Here is an 18,784-nt window from a genome sequence, read left to right as displayed (position 1 = left end):
GGGCGGCGCCCGGCTCTGCGGCGGTGGGGGCTGGAGGGGCGGGACGACCTGGGGCGGGCCCTGCGGGCGCAACGGCGGGACGCCGCCCGGGGGTAGCCGCGCTGCGGGGGTGGGGTGCGGGGGTCTGCCGAGCGAGTTGCCGCCGGAGGGTGGCTTGTCGCGCAGTTCCCCGCGCCCCTGTTCCTTCCCACCGTCGGGGCTGACGTGACCCTGACGTGCCCCGAGGGCAGCTGACGGGCCGGGACCTCGTAGCATGGCCCGCGGAGTCGAGGTGTCGAGGAAAGGGCGTACGGGGGCATGGCGGACAACGGAGCAGGACCAGGGGCAGCGCCGGGGGGAGCTGACGGCTCGTCGAGCGCGCCGCCGCCGCCCGAGTACGCGCCCACGCAGACGTATACGCCCGGGGTGCCGCAGCAGGCTCCCCCGCCTGCGGCGGACGGGGGGATGGCCTACGCGCCGACGCAGACGTACAACCCCGGGACGCCGCCGCCCGCGCCGCAGCAGCAGCCCCAGCCACCGCAGCAGCAGCATCCTCAGGCTCCGCAGCAGCCCGGGCCGGGGGCGTGGCCGGCCGGCGGGGCGACCGGGGCGTACCCCTCTGCGCAGCACGGGGGTTACGGCTATCCCCAGCAGCAGACCCCGCAGACTCCGCCGCCCGCCTACCCGCAGGGTTACCCCCCGCAGCAGCAGGGCTATCCCCAGCAGGGCTACCCGGCCCCGCAGCAGGGCTACCCGCAGCAGCAGCAGGGGTTCCCGCCCCAGCAGGGCTATCCCCAGCAGCAGGGCGGCTATATGACGCCGCCTCCGCAGAAGCGCGGGCTGGGCGGGGGCGCGATCGCCGGGATCATCGCCGGTGTGCTGGTCGTCGTCTGCATCGCCGTGGTCGGTGTGATGATCGCCAACAACGGCAGCAAGAAGGACGCCAACACGCTGTCCAAGTCGTGGTCGGTGCCGGCGGCCGGCTCGGACGACCGGCTCATCGGCTCCTGGCTGACCACCAGCACGCTGGTCCGGTCCAGTTCGACCACCGGCGTGACCGCGTACGCCGTCTCCGACGGCAGCAAGAGCTGGACGCTCACTCCGCCGTCCTCGGCCATGACGCCCTGCGCCATGTCGCCGACGACGACCGCCGCCGGCGTCGGCACCATGGCCTTCGGCACGGACGACAGTTCCTGCTCCGTCTTCGCCGGGGTCGACTCGAACACCGGGAAGATCCTCTGGACGGTCCCGCTGACCGACGCGACCCACTCGGTCGCGATGTCGGCCAGCACCTACATCCAGGGCTCGGTGGCCACGGTCGTCAGCGGCGACCGGATCGGCGGCTTCAACATCGGCACCGGCAAGCAGGTCTGGGCGCTGAAGGCGCGCGGGGACTACTGCAACGAGTCCGCGGTGGCGACCACCGGCATCGTGCTGGTGGACGACTACTGCGCGGACGTCAGCCCGTCCTACACGCTGACGGCCGTCAACGCGAGCACCGGCGCGCAACTCTGGCGCAAGTCCGAGAACGACCACACCGACATCAACAGCCTGCTGAACAGCTCGCCGCTGGTCGCGATCGTCTCCAGCAACAGCGTCGCCTCACTGAACGTCTACGACAGCAGCGGCAACAGCGGCAAGACGCTGAACGCGCCCAACCTGAAGGTGGACGAGTACCACCAGGTGACCGCGTCGCTGCCGAACCAGATGCTGGTGGTGCAGGGCCAGGAGGACTCCAGCTCGTCCAGCAGCGACAGCACGGCCGGGAACATCGTCGCCTTCAACCTCTCCACCGGTACCGAGGCGTGGACGTACGACGGTGAGAGCAACCACGGTGCGCTGCTGGCCGAGTCCACCGGGGACGGCAAGCTCTTCGCCCTGTCCACCGGGTCCTACAGCGGCTCGCCGCACTTCGTCAGCCTGGACCCGGCCACCGGAAAGTCCACCGTGCTGGGCGCGCTGCCGTCCGACACCGACGGCTGGACCTTCTCGGACGGGATGCTCTACGCGACCGCCGACGGCGGCCTGATCGCGCTGAGCAGCTACGGCGACGAGGCCGCGGTGTCCAAGTACCACAAGTAGGTCTTCCCCAGGTGCTCAGGGCCCTGGGACCGGTCGCACCGCCGGTCCCAGGGCCCATGCCGCCACCGCGTCGGTGATCCGGGTCAGCAGTTCCTCACCGCTGATCGGGGCCGACTTGAGGACGGCGAAGGAGTGGTTGCCGTACGGGAGTGCGAGCAGCCGCTGGTGCGGCGGCAGCGGGGGGAAGTCCGGGCCGCCGCCGAAGGGGTCGGTGGCGCCCTGGACCACCAGCACCGGCCTCGGGCAGGAGAGCAGCTCCGCGGCGCGGCTCTTCTCCGGCTTGCCCGGCGGGTGCAGCGGGAAGGCCAGGGCCAGCACGGCGTCCGCGTCGGCCTGCTCGGCGGTGCGGCAGGCGACCCGGGCCCCGGCGCTGCGGCCGCCGCTGATCAGCGGGATCCCGGCGGCGGGGCCTTCGCGCAGCCGGGCCAGGACCGGGAGCCAGCCGGCGTCCAGGGTCTTCGGGGCCGGGGCGATCTTCTTGCCGGCCACCCGCCAGGGCTGCTCCACCAGGGCGACGGTGACCCCGAGCGGCGGCAGCGCAGCGGCCAGGGCCCGCAGGTCGGGGGCCTCGATCCCGCCGCCGGCGCCGTGTCCCAGCGCGAGGACGGCCAGCGGCCGGTCGGTGAGCGCGGGGTGGGAGGTGATCCGGGCGTCCCCGGCGGGGGTGTCGACCGTGCTGACCACGGTCCTGGTGGGAGCGTTCATGAGGGCACCCTAGGACGGGGAGGTTCGCCGTGCGCGGAGGCACGGTCGACCGTCCGTGCGACATGGGAGGATGCCGGACAGACACCGAGACGAAGGAGTCACGCAGCGTGCCTGGCACCAACCTGACCCGCGAGGAGGCCCGTACCCGGGCCCAGCTCCTCCAAGTGGACGCGTACGAGATCGAGCTCGACCTGAGCACGGCCACCGACGGGGGCACGTTCCGGTCCACCACCGTGGTCCGTTTCACCGCCACCACTCCGGGCGCGTCCAGCTTCATCGACCTGGTCGCGCCGAGCGTGCGCGAGGTCGTCCTGAACGGCACCGCGCTCGACCCCTCAGCCGTGTTCGCCGACAGCCGGATCGCGCTGCCGTCGCTCGCCGCCGAGAACGAGCTGCGCGTCGTCGCCGACTGCGCCTACACCAACACCGGCGAGGGGCTGCACCGCTTCGTCGACCCGGTCGACCAGCAGACCTACCTCTACACGCAGTTCGAGGTCCCGGACGCCCGGCGGGTGTTCGCCTCCTTCGAGCAGCCCGACCTCAAGGGCACCTTCCGGTTCACCGTCACCGCCCCCGCCGGGTGGAAGGTGATCAGCAACGAGGTCTCCCCCGAGCCGGAGAAGGGCGAGGCCGAGGGCACCGAGGTGCACCGCTTCGCGGCCACCCCGCGGATCTCCACCTACATCACCGCGCTGATCGCCGGCCCGTACACCGGGGTGTTCGACAGCTACCAGGGGGCCGACGGCCAGAGCGTGCCGCTGGGCGTGTACTGCCGCCCCTCGCTGGCGCCCTACCTGGACGCCGAGGCGATCTTCGAGGTGACCAAGCAGGGCTTCACCTACTTCCAGGAGAAGTTCGACACGGTCTACCCGTTCAGCAAGTACGACCAGCTGTTCGTGCCGGAGTTCAACGCCGGAGCGATGGAGAACGCCGGCGCGGTCACCATCCGGGACCAGTACGTGTTCCGCTCCAAGGTGACCGACGCGGCCTACGAGGCCCGCGCGACGACGATCCTGCACGAGCTGGCGCACATGTGGTTCGGCGACCTGGTCACCATGGAGTGGTGGAACGACCTGTGGCTGAACGAGTCCTTCGCGACCTTCGCCGAGGGCATCTGCATGGCCGAGGCGCCCGGGACCAAGTGGCCCAACTCCTGGACCACCTTCGCCAACCAGATGAAGACATGGGCCTACCGGCAGGACCAGCTGCCGTCCACCCACCCGATCATGGCGGACATCAACGACCTGGAGGACGTCCAGGTCAACTTCGACGGCATCACCTACGCCAAGGGCGCCTCGGTGCTCAAGCAGTTGGTGGCCTACGTCGGCCAGGACGCCTTCTTCGCGGGCGTGCAGGCCTACATGAAGCGGCACGCCTGGGGCAACGCCCGGCTCAGCGACCTGCTGGGCGCGCTGGAGGAGACCTCGGGCCGCGACCTCGCCTCCTGGTCCAGGGCCTGGCTGGAGACGGCCGGGATCAACATCCTCCGCCCCGAGCTGGAGGTGGACGCCGACGGCGTGCTGACCTCGCTCTCGATCCGCCAGGAGGCCCCGGCGCTGCCGGCCGGTGCCAAGGGAGCGGCGGTGCTGCGGCCGCACCGCATCGCGGTGGGCTTCTACGACCTGGACGACAGCGGCGCGCTGGTGCGCACCGAGCGGCTCGAGCTGGACGTGGACGGCGAGCTGACCGCCGTCGAGCTGCCCTCGGCCCGCAAGCGGCCCGCCGTGGTGCTGCTCAACGACGACGACCTCTCCTACGCCAAGGTGCGCCTGGACCCCGAGTCGCTGGCCAATGTCACCGCGCACATCGCCGACTTCGCCGATTCGCTGCCGCGCGCGCTGTGCTGGGCCTCCGCCTGGGACATGACCCGCGACGGCGAGCTGGCCACCCGCGACTACCTGGCCCTGGTGCTCAGCGGCGTCGGCCGGGAGTCGGACATCGGCGTGGTCCAGTCGCTGCAGCGGCAGACCGAACTGGCCCTGGAGCTCTACGCCGACCCGGAGTGGCGCGCCGAGGGCCTGGCCCGCTTCGCCGACACCGCGCTGGAGCTGCTCCGCTCCTCCGAACCCGGCGGCGACCACCAGCTGTCCTGGGCCCGCACCTTCGCCTCGCTGGCGAGCACCGACGCGCAGCTGGACCTGCTGGCCGCGCTGCTCGACGGCAGCAGCACCGTCGCCGGGCTGACCGTCGACGACGAGCTGCGCTGGACCTTCCTGGAGCGGCTGTCCGCGACCGGCCGGGCCGGCGAGGACGCCGTGGCGGCCGAGCTGGTGCGCGACAACACCGCGGCCGGGCAGCAGCACGCTGCGAGCTGCCGCGCCGCGCGGCCGACCGAGGCCGCCAAGGCGGAGGCCTGGGCCGCGGTGGTCGAGGCCGAGACGCTGACCAACACCGTCCAGGAGGCCGTGATCGACGGCTTCGCGCAGACCGGGCAGCGGGAGCTGCTGGCGCCCTACACGGCGAAGTACTTCGCCGCGATCAAGCGGGTCTTCGAGGAGCGCTCGCACGAGATGGGCCAGCAGATCATCGTCGGACTGTACCCGTCGCTGCAGGTCGAGCAGGCGACCCTGGACGCCACCGACGCCTGGCTGGCCTCCGCCGACCCCGCCCCGGCCCTGCGCCGCATGGTCGTGGAGTCCCGGGACGGGGTGGAGCGCGCCCTGCGCGCCCAGGCCGCCGACCGGGCGGCGGCCGCGAAGGGCTGACGGTCGGTCAACTGTAGGCCGGCCCCTGCTCCCCCTCCGCTTCGACGGTGTGGGGGGCGGGGGCCGGTTTCTCGTTCATGACGGCGGTGAGGGCCCCGGTGCGGGGGGAGGCGGTGATCTGCTCCAGGGAGACCGGGCGGCCCTGGGCGTCGGCGACGGGGAGGCGCCAGTTGGGGTACTCGGTGGAGGTGCCCGGGAGGTTCTGCGGGCGGGGGTCGCCGAGGGTGTCCGGGAGCCAGACACCCAGCAGCCGGGCCGGGGTCCGCAGCAGGTAGCGGTGCAGCGCGGCGACCGCCTCGGGGGCGGCCCCGCCCTCGGCGGGGTCGGCGAGGTCGGCGGCCGGGCCGTCGCCGTACGGCGAGACCGAGAGCAGTCCCTCACCGGCCAGCTCGCCCAGCCACTCCTCGACGTCCGACTCGGCGTCGGCCTGCTCCTCGGCCAGCGGACGGGTCAGCAGGCCGAGGCGGTGCCGCAGTTCGACGTGCTCGCCGCTGAGGCGGGAGGCGGTGCTGGGCAGGTCGTGGGTGGTCAGGGTGGCCAGGCACTGCTCCCGCCACTGCTCCGGCGGCAGCGGTGTGCCCTTGGCGTCGTCGCTGTAGTCGCGCTCGAACCAGAGCACCGAGGTGCCCAGGATGCCCCGGTCGGCCAACTGCTCGCGGACGCCCGGCTCGACCGTGCCCAGGTCCTCGCCGATGACGGCCGCGCCAGCCCGCTCCGCCTCCAGCGCGAGCACGCCCAGCATCGCCTCGTGGTCGTAGCGGACATAGGTGCCCTCGGTCGGCGGGCGGCCCTCGGGCACCCACCAGAGCCGGAACAGCCCCATGACATGGTCGATCCGCAGCGCGCCGGCGTGCCTGACCACACCGCGCAGCAGCGCGGCGTAGGGCTCGTAGGCGGCGTCGGCGAGGGCGTCGGGACGCCAGGGCGGCAGGCCCCAGTCCTGGCCGCGGGCGTTGAAGGCGTCCGGGGGCGCGCCCACCGAGATACCGGTGGCCAGGCAGTTCTGCAGGGCCCAGGCGTCGGCGCCCTCGGGGTGGCAGCCCACCGCGAGGTCGTGGATCAGGCCGACCCGCATCCCCGCGCCGCGGGCCGCGGCCTGGGCGGCGGCGAGCTGATCGTCCACCAGCCAGGCCAGCCAGCGGTGGAATTCGACCCGTCCGGCGAGCTCCGCGGCGGCCCGGCGGACCGCGGCCGAGCCGGGGTCGCGCAGCCCGGCCGGCCAGGAGCGCCAGGCCGGGCCGTGCGCCTCGGCCAGCGCGCACCAGGTGGCGTAGGCGTCCAGGCCGGCCCCTTCGCGATGGAGAAAGGCCTGGTAGGCGGCTTCCCGGCCGGGGCTGCGGCGGACCTGGTGCAGGAGTGTCAGTGCCTCGTGCTTGAGTGTCCAGGTGGCGTCACGGTCCACCAGTCCGTCGCTGAGCAGCACCGCGTCGCGCAGCGCCGCGCCGTGCCGGGCCAGCTCATGGACCCGGTCGCGGGCGGCGGCGTCGAGGTAGGGGAACTCCGGGACGGCCTCCACCCGCAGGTGCACCGGATCGGCGAAACGGCGGGAGGAGGGCCGGTAGGGGGACGGGTCGGTGACGTCGCCGGGCGTCGCGGGCAGGCCCGCGTGCAGCGGGTTGACCTGGACGAAGCCGGCGCCGTGGGCATGGCCGGCCCACTGCGCCAGGTCGGCCAGGTCGCCCAGGTCGCCCATGCCCCAGGAGTGCTGGGAGAGCACGGAGTAGAGCTGGGCCAGAAAGCCCCAACTGCGCTGCCGCACGCCCGGCAGCCGGGCCGGGGCGACCAGCAGCGGCGCCGCGGACGCGCGGCCGTTGCGGCGGGCGCACAGGGTGTGCCGTCCCGGGGGGAGGTCGCCGGGGATCCGGCCGGTGGCGGGGCGGTGGTCCAGGCTGCGCGGCGGGTGGCCGTCCGAGAACTCGATCCAGACCTCGGCGTCGACGGGAACGGTGAGGTCGTGCGGCTGCCCGGTCCGGGTGACCACGACCCGGGGCAGCAGCCGGGCCGCGGTGCGGCGGTGCAGCGCGTCCAGGGCCCGGGCGGCGGCGTCCGGGGTGGAGGCGTCGACGTCCAGCGCGGCGAGGACCGCGACCAGGGTGTCGCCGGGGACGGCGGCACGGCCGTCCGGGCCCTCCCGGACGGAGTCGACACCGTGCGCACGGGCGAGCGCGAGCAGCGCGGGGCCGGCTGCGCCGGACTCGGCGGATGCTGACGGCACGTCGGCGGGGACGGGGGCGGCAGTGGCCACAGGGGCTCCTCGGCGAGGGAGGCACAGCACGGGTGGACGCGGTGCGGATCGAAAGGGTGCGGATCGAAAGGGTGCGGACGGTGCGGTGTCGGGCGATGCGGCACATGCGGCGGTGCGGTCCGGGGGGCGCGAGCCGAACGCGGTGGACGCCCAAGCTCCTACCCGGGTATGGGGTAGGACGACACCGGGAGCGCCAGGGTTCACCCCGGTCGGCCCGGAAATCGGAGCGCCCTCCGTCGCGGGAACGCGATCGTTGACAGTGGACACGGCTCTCTGATGGTCTTAGCCCGCCCCCTTCACTGACGCAGGCACCAGGAGACCGCGTGGAGCACCGGCCTTCCCTCCCCGCCACCGTCGGCAGCGGCCTTCGGCGGCAGTTGGAGCAGAGCTCCGCCCTCCAGTCGGTGGTCTACTCGGGTGCCGCCCTCAGCGCCCGGCGCACCGCGGCCCGTACCGCGCGGCGGCTGGCGCCGGCCACCGCGGACCGGCTGATCTCGGAGTTCAAGGGCACCGAGCCGCTGCTGGACCGGGTGCGCGTCGCGGCGTCGCGGACCCGGCGGCGCGGGACCGCGCTGCGGGCCAGTGCGGCGCTGACGGTGGCGGCCGTGGTCGGCGGGATGATGGCGGCCGGTCCCCAGCAGGCGCTCGCGGCGACCCCGGCCACGGGCGCCGCGGCAGGTACGGCGACCAGCACCGACGTGAACGGCACGGCGGCCGGTACCCCGCAGATCTATCCGCGCCCGCAGTCCCAGGAGTCCTACGGCGCGGCCGTGTCCGTGCCGGCCCGGGTCCAGGTGGTGGCCGCGCCCAAGGCGGATCCCGGCGCCCTGGCCCAGGTGCGGGCCGCGCTGACCGCGGCCGGGGTGAAGCAGATCGACGCGTCGACCGCGACCTCGACCGGCGACCCGGCGCCCGGCACTCTCACCGTCTATGTCGGCGGCCTGGCCGAGGGAGCAGGCGGCGCCGCCGACCGGGCCCTGCGCGGCATCGCCGCGGCCGGCGGCACCGAGTCCCCGCTGAGCCCGGCCGGGCTGCCGGCCGGCGGCTACGTGCTGGCGGTGGGTCAGCTGCAGGTGGCCGGGGGCACCGCCGGCGCCGCCGTGCTGGCCGGGGTGGACGCCGACGGCACCTACAACGCCGCCCAGTCGCTGCGGCAGCTGTTCGTCACCACCGCCGGCGGCTCCCGGCTCCCGGGCGTCCGGGTCAGCGACTGGCCGACGACGCCGGTGCGCGGAACCGAGGAGGGCTTCTACGGGACCCCCTGGACCGCCCAGCAGACCCTGGACGAGGTGGACTTCCTCGGCCGCACCAAGCAGAACTACTTCCTCTACGCCCCCGGCGACGACCCGTTCCGCTCCTCGCGCTGGCGCGAGCAGTACCCCGCCGACCAGCAGCAGCAACTGCGGACGCTGGGTCAGGCCGCCTCGCTGAACCATGTGACCCTGGGCTACGGCCTGTCGCTGGGCGGCTCGGTCTGCTTCAGCTCGCAGCAGGACCAGGACGCGCTGATCAGCAAGCTGGAGTCGCTCTGGGCGCTGGGCTTCCGCTCCTTCCAGCTGCAGTTCCAGGACAGCAGCTTCAGCCACTGGCACTGCGACGCGGACGTGTCCCGCTACGGCCGGGGCGCGGCGGCGACGGCCCGGGCGCAGAGCGACCTGGCCGCGGCGGTACTCAAGCGCTTCATCTCCGCGCACCCGGACGCGGCCCCGCTGATGCTGCTGCCCACCGAGTACTACCAGGACGGCGCGACGCCGTACCGTACGGCGCTGGCCAAGGACCTGGACCCGGCGGTGCAGGTGGCCTGGACCGGTGTGGGCGTGCAGCCGTCGACCATCACCGGCAGTCAGACGAGCAGCGCCGCACAGGCCTTCGGGCACCCGCTGGTGACCCAGGACAACTACCTGGCGAACGACTCCACCCCGGACCGCCTCTACCTCGGCCCCTACGCCGGCCGGGACAGCGGCGTGGCCACCGGGTCGGCGGCGCTGCTGGTCAATGCGATGCAGCAGCCGGTCATCTCGCGGATACCGCTGTTCACCGCGGCCGACTACGCCTGGAACCCGACCGGCTACGACGCCCGGGCGTCCTGGCGGGCGGCGGAACAGGACTTGGCGTCGGGCCGGCCGACGGTGGTGGCGGCGCTGGCGGCGCTGGCCGGGAACAGCGCCTCCCCGGCGCAGAACCTGGCCCCGCAGGCGGCGAAGACCGGCGACTTCCAGGCGAGTTCGACCCCGGTCGCGTCGACCTCGTCGCCGGACCAGGAGGAGTCCGCCTATCTGCGCCCGCTGATGAGCGCCTTCTGGTCGGCCCTGGGCGGCAACGGCTCCGCCGTGGCGCTGCGGGCGGCCTTCACCACCATGGCGCAGGCGCCCGCGGACCTGGGCGCCGGGACGGACCCCGGCGGCAGCGCCGTCGCGGCCGAGGACGGCGACTGGCTGGCCCAGCTGGCGCTGTACGGGCGGGCCGGGCAGACGGCGGTGGACATGCTCACGGCGCAGCGCGCCGGGGCCGGCGCCACGGCCTGGGCCGACCAGCTGAAGCTGCGTCAGCTGATGCAGCAGCTGTCCCAGTCGGACGCCACCATAGGAAGCGGTGTGCTCGACGCCTTCCTCAAGCGGGCGCTGGCGGCCTCGAACAGCTGGGCGGGGCTCGGCGGCTCCCCGACGGTGCCGACAGGCACCCTGGGCACGGCGCAGGACCACGACCCCGCGCTGATGGTCGACGGCGACGCGAGCACCTACTACTGGAGCGACGCCCCGCCGCAGGTGTCCGACACCATCGGGGTCGACCTGGGCAGCACGCAGCAGGTCGGCACCGTCTCGGTGCAGATGGGGTCCGGTGACGGCGGCCCGGCGGCGCAGGACTACCTGCACGACGCCGTGCTGGAGTACTCCGACGGCGACGGCGGCTGGCACACCGCCGGCACGTACCACGATCAGATGACCGTCAAGGCGACCCTGCCCGCCGGCACCACCGCCCGCTACGTGCGGCTGCGGGCCACGGCGACGCAGGCGAACGCGGTGGCGGTGCGCGAGTTCACGGTGACGGCGCCGAGCACCCCGCTGACCGCGAGCGGCGGCCCGGTGGGCCTGCCCGGCTTCCCGGTCTCCAATGTGACGGACGGTGACCTCGACACCGCGTACAAGGCCGTGGCCGCGCCGCAGGCGGGGGACGCGCTGGCGGTGACCCTGGGCACCGCGCGGGCGCTGAGCCGGGTGGTGGTGCTGACCGACCCGACCGTGGCGGCCGAGGGCTGGATCGAGGTGCACCAGCTGCCGGCGAAGACGGCGGCGGGTGACACGGCGAAGGGCGGGACGGCGGCGCCGAAGGCCGGCTGGGTCCGCATCGGCGCGCTCACCCCCGGCTACACCGAGCTGGCCACCGACCCGCGGGTCGACATCGACCAGATCCGTCTGGTCTGGGCGGCAGGCAGTCCGCCGCCGGTGGTCGACCAGGTGGTCCCCTGGTACGCGGACACCCCGGTGGCGGCGCTGCAGCTGCCCCAGCAGAGCGTGGACGTCGAGGCCGGCGGCAGCGCGGCCGACCTGGCCGCAAGCCTGCAGGCGCTGGGCTTCTCCGGCGCCTCCGGCACCCTCACCGCCCAGCTGCCCAAGGGGCTCAAGGGCCTCACCGTGACCACGCCGAAGACGGTGCTGCTCCCCCGCGGCGGCACGGCGACGACCGCCCTGCGGATCACCGCCGACGCCGCCACCCCCACCGGCAGCTACACCGTGCCGGTGGTGTTCACCCCGGCCAAGGGGGGCCAGCAGGTCAGCGAGAGCGTGCAGGTGAACGTGTATCCGCGCACCTCGGGACCGGATCTGGCACGCACCGCCACCGCCACCTCCTCGGGCGACGAGGACTCGGACTTCCCGGCGGGCAGTGTCAACGACGGCGACGCGACGACCCGCTGGTTCTCCCCCGCCAAGGACGACGCCTGGGTCCAGCTGGAGCTGGCGCAGCCGGCCACGGTCGGCGAGGCGGTGCTGCACTGGCCGGACACCTTCCCGGCCCAGTACCGCATCGAGACCTCGGCGGACGGGGTGACCTGGACCACGGCCGCCACCGTGCTGGACGGTCAGGGCGGCGACGAGACAGTCCACTTCAACGCACCGAATGTCCGGTACGTCCGGATGCAGGGGGTGCAGCGCGGGACCCGCTTCGGCTACTCGCTGTTCGGCTTCGAGCTCTATGCCGTCGCCGGGACACAGACCACCGGCACCGGCCTCCCGCCGAGCACCCCCGGCGGCACCGCCTCCGCCTCCCCCCGCCCGGGCGCCGGCGCCTCGCCGTCCGTCGGGGCGACGTCCGGAGCCTCGCCGTCGGACCCGGTCTCCACGTCGCCCAGCACCGGTCCGACGGACGGTTCCACCACCGGCGCCGACCCGAGCGCATCGGCCGGGCCGCCGACTCCGGGGGCCGCCGAGTGATACCCAGACAACTGCACCTGGCCAACGAGGGCCTGGCCTTCCTGCTGGAACTGGCCGCCTTCGCCGTCCTGGCCTGGTGGGGCTTCAGCACCGGCAGCGGGGTGCCGGTCCATCTGCTGCTCGGGCTCGGCACCCCGGCCGCGGGGATGGTGCTGTGGGGGCTGGTCGCCGCGCCCCGGGCCAGGTTCCGGGTGCCGCTGCCGGGAGTGCTGCTGGTGAAGGTGCTGGTCTTCGGCGGTGCGGCGGTGTGCCTGGGCCTGATCGGCCACGGCGGCTGGGCGATCGCCTTCGGCGTCGTCGCCCTGGTGAACACGGCGGTGGCCACCGTCGATCGCAACGCCCTCTTCCGTACAGGGAGGGACGACGCCGGCCCGGACAGCATCGAACCCTCCGTCACCGGCCTGAACGGGTGACGAAGGGTTCGATGCGGGAGCCTCGCCGCTGCGACGGCTAGGCGGACAGTCGTTCGGTCGGTGCCTCCGGTCGAGGGACGTCGGGGGCGACGTGGGAGACCTCCTCACGGGAGCCGTAGGGCTCCAGATACGGGCGCCACCGGGGGTCCCGGTGCCCGGTGCCGATGATCCGCCAGGCGAGGCCGCTGGGCGGGGCCGGTGGACGCTTCATCCGCCAACCGAGGTCGGCGAGGTGGCGGTCGGCCTTGACGTGGTTGCAGCGGCGGCAGGCCGCCACCACGTTGTCCCAGCGGTGCTGGCCGCCCCGGCTCCGCGGCACCACGTGGTCGACGCTGGTTGCGACGGCACCGCAGTACACGCACCGGCCCCCGTCGCGCGCGAAGAGCGCGCGCCGGGTCAACGGAACAGGACCACGAAAAGGGACCCGCACGAAGCGGGTCAGTCGAACGACGGACGGCGCCGAAATGGCGCTGGTGGCGCTATGCATAAGTACCCCGGAGTCCTCAAGGCTGACAGCCTTCTTGTCGAGGACCAGAACGAGGGCGCGGCGCATCGATACGACGCCTAGTGGCTCGTACGACGCGTTGAGGACCAGGACATGCGGCACGAGGGCCTCCCTTTACGCCGACGGCGCGTGGCTCGCGCCGGGACGAGCACGCAGTCCGGACGGACTCCGTACCGGTCACACATGGTTCACTTCACGATCTCCCCTCAGTGTCGCCGTAGGCCTCCCCGTGGCGCCACTAAACCGGAAGAACAAGGGCAGTGTGTCCTGCCCCACATCCTTCATGCCCCAGATCTTCATCTGCTGCACTTCCTGCCTGACAGGCGGGCATCCTCGCTCATCCGATCGACAGGTGTATCGGCCCCGGGGGCGACGCGGCGGGGCCGGTGTCACAGCGACCCTCGGTAGGGTGTGCTGATGGCTACGCAGACTCCCTCTCCCACCCCGACCGCCCCGTCGATCGGCGATGCGACGAAGAGTGCAGGTCAGGCCGTCGGCTACCTCAGCAGCCACTGGGAGGGCTGGGTCACCGGCGGAGTGAAGATCATCTTCATTCTGGTGATCGCGCTGGTCGTGCGGGCGGTGATCCGCACCATGATCAGCAAGATGGTGACCCGGATGGCCCAGGCCCACCGGGAGAACCAGCCGGCGCTGATAACGAACCTGCTGGAGAACGCGGAGCGGCGCAAGCAGCGCTCGCAGGCCATGGGCTCCGTGCTGCGCAGCGTCGCCTCGTTCCTGATCCTCGGAACCGCGGCGCTCACCGCGCTGTCCGTTCTGGGCATCAACCTGGCCCCGCTGCTGGCCAGCGCGGGAGTGGCCGGTGTGGCGATCGGCTTCGGCGCGCGCAACCTGGTCACCGACTTCCTCTCCGGCGTGTTCATGATCCTGGAGGACCAGTACGGGGTCGGCGACCAGATCGACACCGGGGTCGCCACCGGGACGGTGCTGGAGGTCGGCCTGCGGGTGACCAAGCTGCGCGGCGACGGCGGCGAGATCTGGTACATCCGCAACGGCGAGGTGAAGCGGATCGCCAACATGAGCCAGGGCTGGGCCACCGCTGCGGTCGAGGTCCCGGTCGGGTACTTCGAGGACCTGGGCCGGGTGGAGGAGCTGATCCTGGTCGCCGCGGAGGAGATGGCCAAGGACGACCCCTGGACCGAGCAGCTCTGGGAGCCGGTGAAGGTGCTCGGCGTGGACTCGCTGGGGTCGGAGACGGTGGTCGTCAAGGTCGCCGCGAAGACCATGCCGGGCAAGGCGCTGTCGGTGGCCCGCGAGCTGCGGCGCCGCATCAAGGCGGCGCTCGACGAGAACGGCGTCCAGGTCGGCACGGTCGCCCTGCCGGCGGCGAGGAGCGAGGACGGCGCCGCCTCGACCACGCCCGAGATCGCCTCCCCGTCCGCACTGGCCGACCCCACCTCGGTCCAGTCCCGCGCGGCGGCGGCCATAGCGCCGCAGACGCCGCAGACGTCGCGGCAGCCGGGGCACGGGGACGGGCGCTAGGCCTTCGGCTGCGGCGTCTGCCTGGCTGGTGTTCGCGCAGTTCCCCGCGCCCTGGCTTGTGCAACTGAGGCAGTTGCAGACCCATAGGGGCGCGGGGAACTGCGCGACCAGCCATGCACACACCCGCACCCGGGCCCCGCAGCCCCGCCAGGTAACGCTTCGGTTTCCGGCGGGGACGACCCCGCACAGCCCATTGACACGCCCTTGCCGGGGCCGTACGTTCCTGCCCATAGTTAGGAAAGTTTCCTATTAGTTCATGCGCGGGTCCAAGTCGGCAGGGCGTTCACCGGGACGATTCCACGGCGAGCAGTGGAGTATGTCTCCGGTCCCCCGGTAGTTCGGTGTGAGGAGTGAAGAGGCAGATGTCCGCCACAGGCCACAGCAGCGGCAATGGAACGACCGGCGGCGGGAACCCCGGGCAGCCGGGGACCCCGAGCCTGCTGCGCGCCATCAACGACCGGGCCGCGCTGGAGCTGCTGCTGGAGCAGGGCCCGCTGTCGCGGAGCCAGCTCGGGGTGCTGACCGGGCTGTCCAAGCCCACCGCGTCGCAGCTGCTGGCGCGGCTGGAGAGCGCGGGGCTGGTGGTGCCGGTCGGCACCACGGCGGGACGGCCGGGGCCCGGGGCGCAGCTGTACGAGATCAACCCCGAGGCGGCGTTCGTCGCCGGGCTGCATGTCAACCCGTGGCGGATCCGGGTCGCGATCGCGGACATCACCGGCGCGGTGGTCGGCGAGTACCGGCTGGCCACACCGGGGCGGCACGCCGCGGGGACGGTCGAGCGGGTGCGCGAGGCCGTCTCGGCGGCCGCCGACGCGGCCGGGCTCGACCGCAGCGTGCTGAAGCAGGTCGTGATCGGTACGCCGGGAGCGCTGGACCCGACCACCGGCAAGCTCCGCTACGCCCCCCACCTGCCGGGATGGCATTCGCCCCGGCTGGTGGCGGAGCTGACGGAGGGTCTGGGGGTCCCGGTCGCACTGGAGAACGACGTCAACCTGGCCGCGGTGGCCGAGCAGCGGGTCGGTCAGGCCCGCGGCGTGGACGACTTCGTGCTGCTGTGGGTCGAGGACGGGATCGGCGCCGCGGTCGTGCTCGGCGGCAAGCTGCACCGGGGCCACACCGGCGGCGCGGGCGAGGTCGGCTACATGCCGCTGCCGGGCGCGCCGGTGGTCAGAAACGTCCGCCGGGAGAACGCCGGCGGGTTCCAGATGCTGGCCGGCGCCCCCGCCGTGCTGGCGCTGGCCAAGGAGCAGGCCATCGCCGCCCGCACCGCACCGGAAGCCGTCAGCAAGGCCGCGGAGGCGGCGGGACAGGGCGACGACGCCATGCTGGCCGAGCTGGCGCGACGGCTGGCGACCGGCCTGGCCGCGATCGTCGCGGTGGTCGACCCGGAACTCGTCCTGCTCAGCGGTGACATTCCGCAGGCCGGCGGGGAGCGGTTGCGCTTCCTGGTCCAGGAGGAGCTGACCGGTCTGGCCGTGTCCCGGCCACGGCTGGGGATCAGCACCGTCGAAGGCTCACCGGTGGTCGTCGGAGCGCTGCAGTCGGCGCTGGCGACCGCCAGGGAGCGTGTCTTCAGCACCCACTGACACCCCGGGATCCACCGGCAACCACCCCCACGAACCCCCTCGGACCGGCGCACGGCGCCGGGGCCGTGGATCAGCACACCCTGACGCAGCATCCACGAACTCCCCTCGGACGGGCGACGATGCCCGCCACCCCATTGGAGGAAACCCGTGACGACCTCTCCCTCCGAGAGAATCCGCAGCGCAAGCTTCCGGCGCGCCACCGCCGCACTCGCCTGCACCGCGGCCCTGGCGCTGACCGCCGCGGCCTGCACCGGCAGCAGCAACGCCGGTTCGTCCGGCAATGTCGGCAGTTCGTCCGCCCCGGTGACCATCACCTTCTGGCACGGCTGGAGCGCCCCGAACGAGCTCAAGGCGATCAACACCAGCATCGCGGCGTTCGAGAAGGCCAACCCCAACATCAAGGTCAAGGCGGTCGGCAACGACACCGACGACAAGGTGAACCAGGCCCTGCGGGCCGGCGGCGCCAACGCCCCCGACGTCGTCTCGACCTTCTCCACCAACAACGTCGGCGAGTACTGCAGCAGCCACGCCTTCGCCGACCTGACGCCGTTCATGAAGGCCGACGGCCTGGACCCGGCCAAGACCTTCCCCAAGTCGATGCTCGACTACACCGACTACAAGGGCGACCAGTGCGCGCTCCCCGAACTGGGCGACGCCTACGGCCTCTACTACAACACCGACATGTTCAAGGCGGCCGGCATAGCCAGCCCGCCGAAGACCCTGAGCGAGTTCGACGCCGACGCGGTCAAGCTCACCAAGGCCAGCGGCGGCAGCTACAGCCAGCTCGGCTTCATGCCCAACTTCCACGGCTACGAGAACCAGTCCGAGCACCTGCTCGGCCAGTGGGGCCCGAGCTACTTCACCGCCGCCGGCAAGTCCAACGTCGCCGCGGACCCGGCCTTCACCCAGATGCTGACCTGGGAGCAGGGCCTGGCCAAGTCGCTCGGCGGCTTCACCGAGCTCGAGAAGTACCGCAACACCTTCGGCGACGAGTTCAGCGCCAAGAACCCGTTCGAGACCGGCAAGGTCGCGATGGCGATGGACGGTGAGTGGCGGGTCTCGATGCTCAAGACCGACGCCCCCGAACTGCACTACGCCACCGCACCGTTCCCGGTCCCGGACGCGCTGGCCAGCACCTACGGGCGCGGCTACCAGACCGGCACGATCATCGGCATGAACGCCAAGAGCAGCAAGCAGGCGGCCGCCTGGAAGTTCCTGAAGTTCATGACCACGGACACGCCCATGCTGGTCCAGTTCGCCAACGCGATCTCCAACGTCCCGAGCACCTTCGCGTCGCTGCAGGACCCGGGCCTGGACCACTCGCCGCAGTTCCAGACCTTCCTGGACATCGCCAACAACCCCAACACCAACACCACGCCGGCCACCGTCAACGGCGGCAAGTACCTGACCACCATCCAGAACTTCGAGTACGACTTCGAGGCGGGCAAGGTGCCCAACCTGGCGAACGGGCTGAAGGGCCTGGACACCACCATCGACAACGACCTGGCGCAGGCCGGGCAGTAAGTGGTCCGGAGCAGGTCCCGGGCCGGCGCCCGCAGCGGCGCCGGCCCCCTCCCCCGCTACTCCCGCACGGCTACGACCCGTCCTGACCTGGTGGTGACAATCAGATGGCAACCGTCCTCGGCATCGGCAGGGGCCCCCGCGGCTCCAGGAGCGCAGTGAGCCTGCCGGTTCCGCCCGCGCTGCGCCGCAAGCGCCGCAGGGAGCTGTCGACCGCGGTCGGCTTCCTCTCCCCCTGGCTGATCGGCTTCGCGGTCTTCTTCGCGTACCCGCTGATCTCCACGGTGTACTTCTCCTTCACCCACTACGACGGCTTCAACGCGCCGACCTTCGTGGGCTTCAAGAACTACACCTACATCCTCACCAAGAACGCGGACTTCTGGCAGGCCGCCCGCAACACGGTCTGGCTGGTCGTGGTGATGGTGGCGCTGCGCACCGTCTTCGGCCTCGGCATCGGCCAGCTGATCGTCAAGATCCGCAGCGGTGCCGGCTTCTTCCGCACCGCGTTCTACCTGCCCTACCTGGCCCCGCCGGTGGCGGCGACCATCGGCTTCGCCTTCCTGTTCAACCCCGGCACCGGTCCGGTGAACCACTTCCTGGGCGAGCTGGGGCTGCCGCAGCCGGGCTGGTTCACCAGCCCCACCTGGTCCAAGCCCTCGCTGGTGCTGCTCACCCTGTGGGGCATCGGCGACCTGATGGTCATCTTCATGGCCTCGCTGCTGGACGTGCCGACCGAGCAGTACGAAGCGGCGTCGCTCGACGGCGCCAACTCGTTCCAGCGCTGGCGCTACGTCACCCTGCCCAACATCACCCCGATCATCATGTTCGCGGTGGTCACCGGGGTCATCCAGACCATGCAGTTCTACACCCAGGCGATCGTCGCCGGACAGGTCGCCTCGGGGGTGGTCGGCAACTCCGGCCAGCCGTTCCAGCCCGGCTACCCGAGCGGCTCGACCTGGACGCTGCCGCAGCTGGTCTACAACATCGGCTTCCAGAACTTCGACTACGGCTCCGCGTGCGTCATCTCGATCATCCTGTTCGTGGTCGCGATGGCCTTCACCGCCCTGCTCATGCGCCGCCGGGCCGGCCTCGTGGGCGAGGACTGATCCG

General features: G+C 72.6%; 11 protein-coding genes. 8 read left to right on the top strand and 3 right to left on the bottom strand.

Translation table 11 applies throughout. The features are described 5' to 3' along the window. Positions 1-444 precede the first annotated feature (444 nt). Positions 445-2,061, top strand: a complete 1,617-nt coding sequence (locus tag TR46_RS19110; protein WP_042402609.1) for an outer membrane protein assembly factor BamB family protein — start codon at positions 445-447, stop codon at positions 2,059-2,061. Positions 2,062-2,076: 15 nt separating this feature from the next. Here TR46_RS19110 and TR46_RS19105 read toward each other — a convergent pair whose 3' ends face one another. Beyond that, entirely contained in the window at positions 2,077-2,766 is a 690-nt protein-coding gene (locus TR46_RS19105; protein WP_042402605.1) for an alpha/beta hydrolase family protein, read from the bottom strand. Between the two features lie 107 nt (positions 2,767-2,873). Here TR46_RS19105 and pepN point away from each other — a divergent pair, with 107 nt between their 5' ends. After that, positions 2,874-5,471, top strand: coding sequence for an aminopeptidase N (pepN, locus tag TR46_RS19100; RefSeq protein WP_042402601.1), 2,598 nt, complete (start codon positions 2,874-2,876; stop codon positions 5,469-5,471). 7 nt (positions 5,472-5,478) lie between these two features. Here the strand turns inward: pepN and malQ are convergent, their stop codons facing one another. Continuing rightward, on the bottom strand, positions 5,479-7,716 hold the full coding sequence (gene malQ / locus TR46_RS19095) for a 4-alpha-glucanotransferase (RefSeq protein WP_236655389.1): 2,238 nt from the start codon (positions 7,714-7,716) through the stop codon (positions 5,479-5,481). A gap of 323 nt (positions 7,717-8,039) precedes the next feature. Between malQ and TR46_RS19090 the strand changes: the two genes are divergently transcribed. Both TR46_RS19090 and TR46_RS19085 read left to right on the top strand, forming a co-directional pair. Then, positions 8,040-12,146, top strand: a complete 4,107-nt coding sequence (locus TR46_RS19090) for a glycoside hydrolase family 84 protein (RefSeq protein WP_052432928.1) — start codon at positions 8,040-8,042, stop codon at positions 12,144-12,146. Beyond that, the gene (locus tag TR46_RS19085) at positions 12,143-12,559 is read left to right on the top strand and encodes a YrdB family protein (RefSeq protein ID WP_063770622.1); all 417 of its coding nucleotides are present in this window, start codon (positions 12,143-12,145) and stop codon (positions 12,557-12,559) included. Before TR46_RS19090 ends, TR46_RS19085 begins: the two co-directional genes overlap by 4 nt. A 37-nt stretch (positions 12,560-12,596) precedes the next feature. On the opposite strand, the gene TR46_RS19080 is transcribed toward TR46_RS19085, so the two are convergent. Beyond that, positions 12,597-13,166 carry an HNH endonuclease gene (locus TR46_RS19080; RefSeq protein ID WP_042402598.1) on the bottom strand — a complete coding sequence of 190 codons (570 nt, stop codon included), beginning with the start codon at positions 13,164-13,166 and terminating at the stop codon, positions 12,597-12,599. Between the two features lie 315 nt (positions 13,167-13,481). Between TR46_RS19080 and TR46_RS19075 the strand changes: the two genes are divergently transcribed. The 4 genes from TR46_RS19075 to TR46_RS19060 all read left to right on the top strand — a co-directional run bounded on the left by TR46_RS19075 (position 13,482) and on the right by TR46_RS19060 (position 18,780). After that, positions 13,482-14,567 (top strand): mechanosensitive ion channel family protein, encoded by a 1,086-nt coding sequence (locus TR46_RS19075; RefSeq protein ID WP_042402728.1) that lies wholly within the window; start codon positions 13,482-13,484, stop codon positions 14,565-14,567. A 362-nt stretch (positions 14,568-14,929) separates the two neighbouring features. After that, positions 14,930-16,153 carry an ROK family transcriptional regulator gene (locus tag TR46_RS19070; protein ID WP_042402595.1) on the top strand — a complete coding sequence of 408 codons (1,224 nt, stop codon included), beginning with the start codon at positions 14,930-14,932 and terminating at the stop codon, positions 16,151-16,153. A 147-nt stretch (positions 16,154-16,300) separates the two neighbouring features. Beyond that, positions 16,301-17,677: an ABC transporter substrate-binding protein gene (locus TR46_RS19065; protein ID WP_236655388.1), complete on the top strand. Its 1,377-nt coding sequence runs from the start codon at positions 16,301-16,303 to the stop codon at positions 17,675-17,677. A gap of 155 nt (positions 17,678-17,832) precedes the next feature. After that, a complete protein-coding gene (locus TR46_RS19060; RefSeq protein ID WP_236655387.1) occupies positions 17,833-18,780 on the top strand; it encodes a carbohydrate ABC transporter permease in 948 nt (315 codons plus the stop codon). The last annotated feature ends 4 nt before the right edge of the window (positions 18,781-18,784 follow it).

Source organism: Streptacidiphilus carbonis (genome assembly GCF_000787775.1).
In the GTDB taxonomy this organism is placed as follows: Bacteria; Actinomycetota; Actinomycetes; order Streptomycetales; family Streptomycetaceae; genus Streptacidiphilus; species Streptacidiphilus carbonis.
The sequence above is the reverse complement of the archived record's forward strand: the minus strand, read 5'-3'. Positions and strand labels throughout refer to the sequence as shown.

Excerpts from the sequence above, each read along its gene's own strand:
- TR46_RS19110 (WP_042402609.1), top strand. The coding sequence starts at position 445 with ATGGCCTACGCGCCGACGCAGACGTACAACCCCGGGACGCCGCCGCCC.
- TR46_RS19105 (WP_042402605.1), bottom strand. The coding sequence starts at position 2,766 with ATGAACGCTCCCACCAGGACCGTGGTCAGCACGGTCGACACCCCCGCC.
- TR46_RS19075 (WP_042402728.1), top strand. The coding sequence starts at position 13,482 with ATGGCTACGCAGACTCCCTCTCCCACCCCGACCGCCCCGTCGATCGGC.
- TR46_RS19070 (WP_042402595.1), top strand. The coding sequence starts at position 14,930 with ATGTCCGCCACAGGCCACAGCAGCGGCAATGGAACGACCGGCGGCGGG.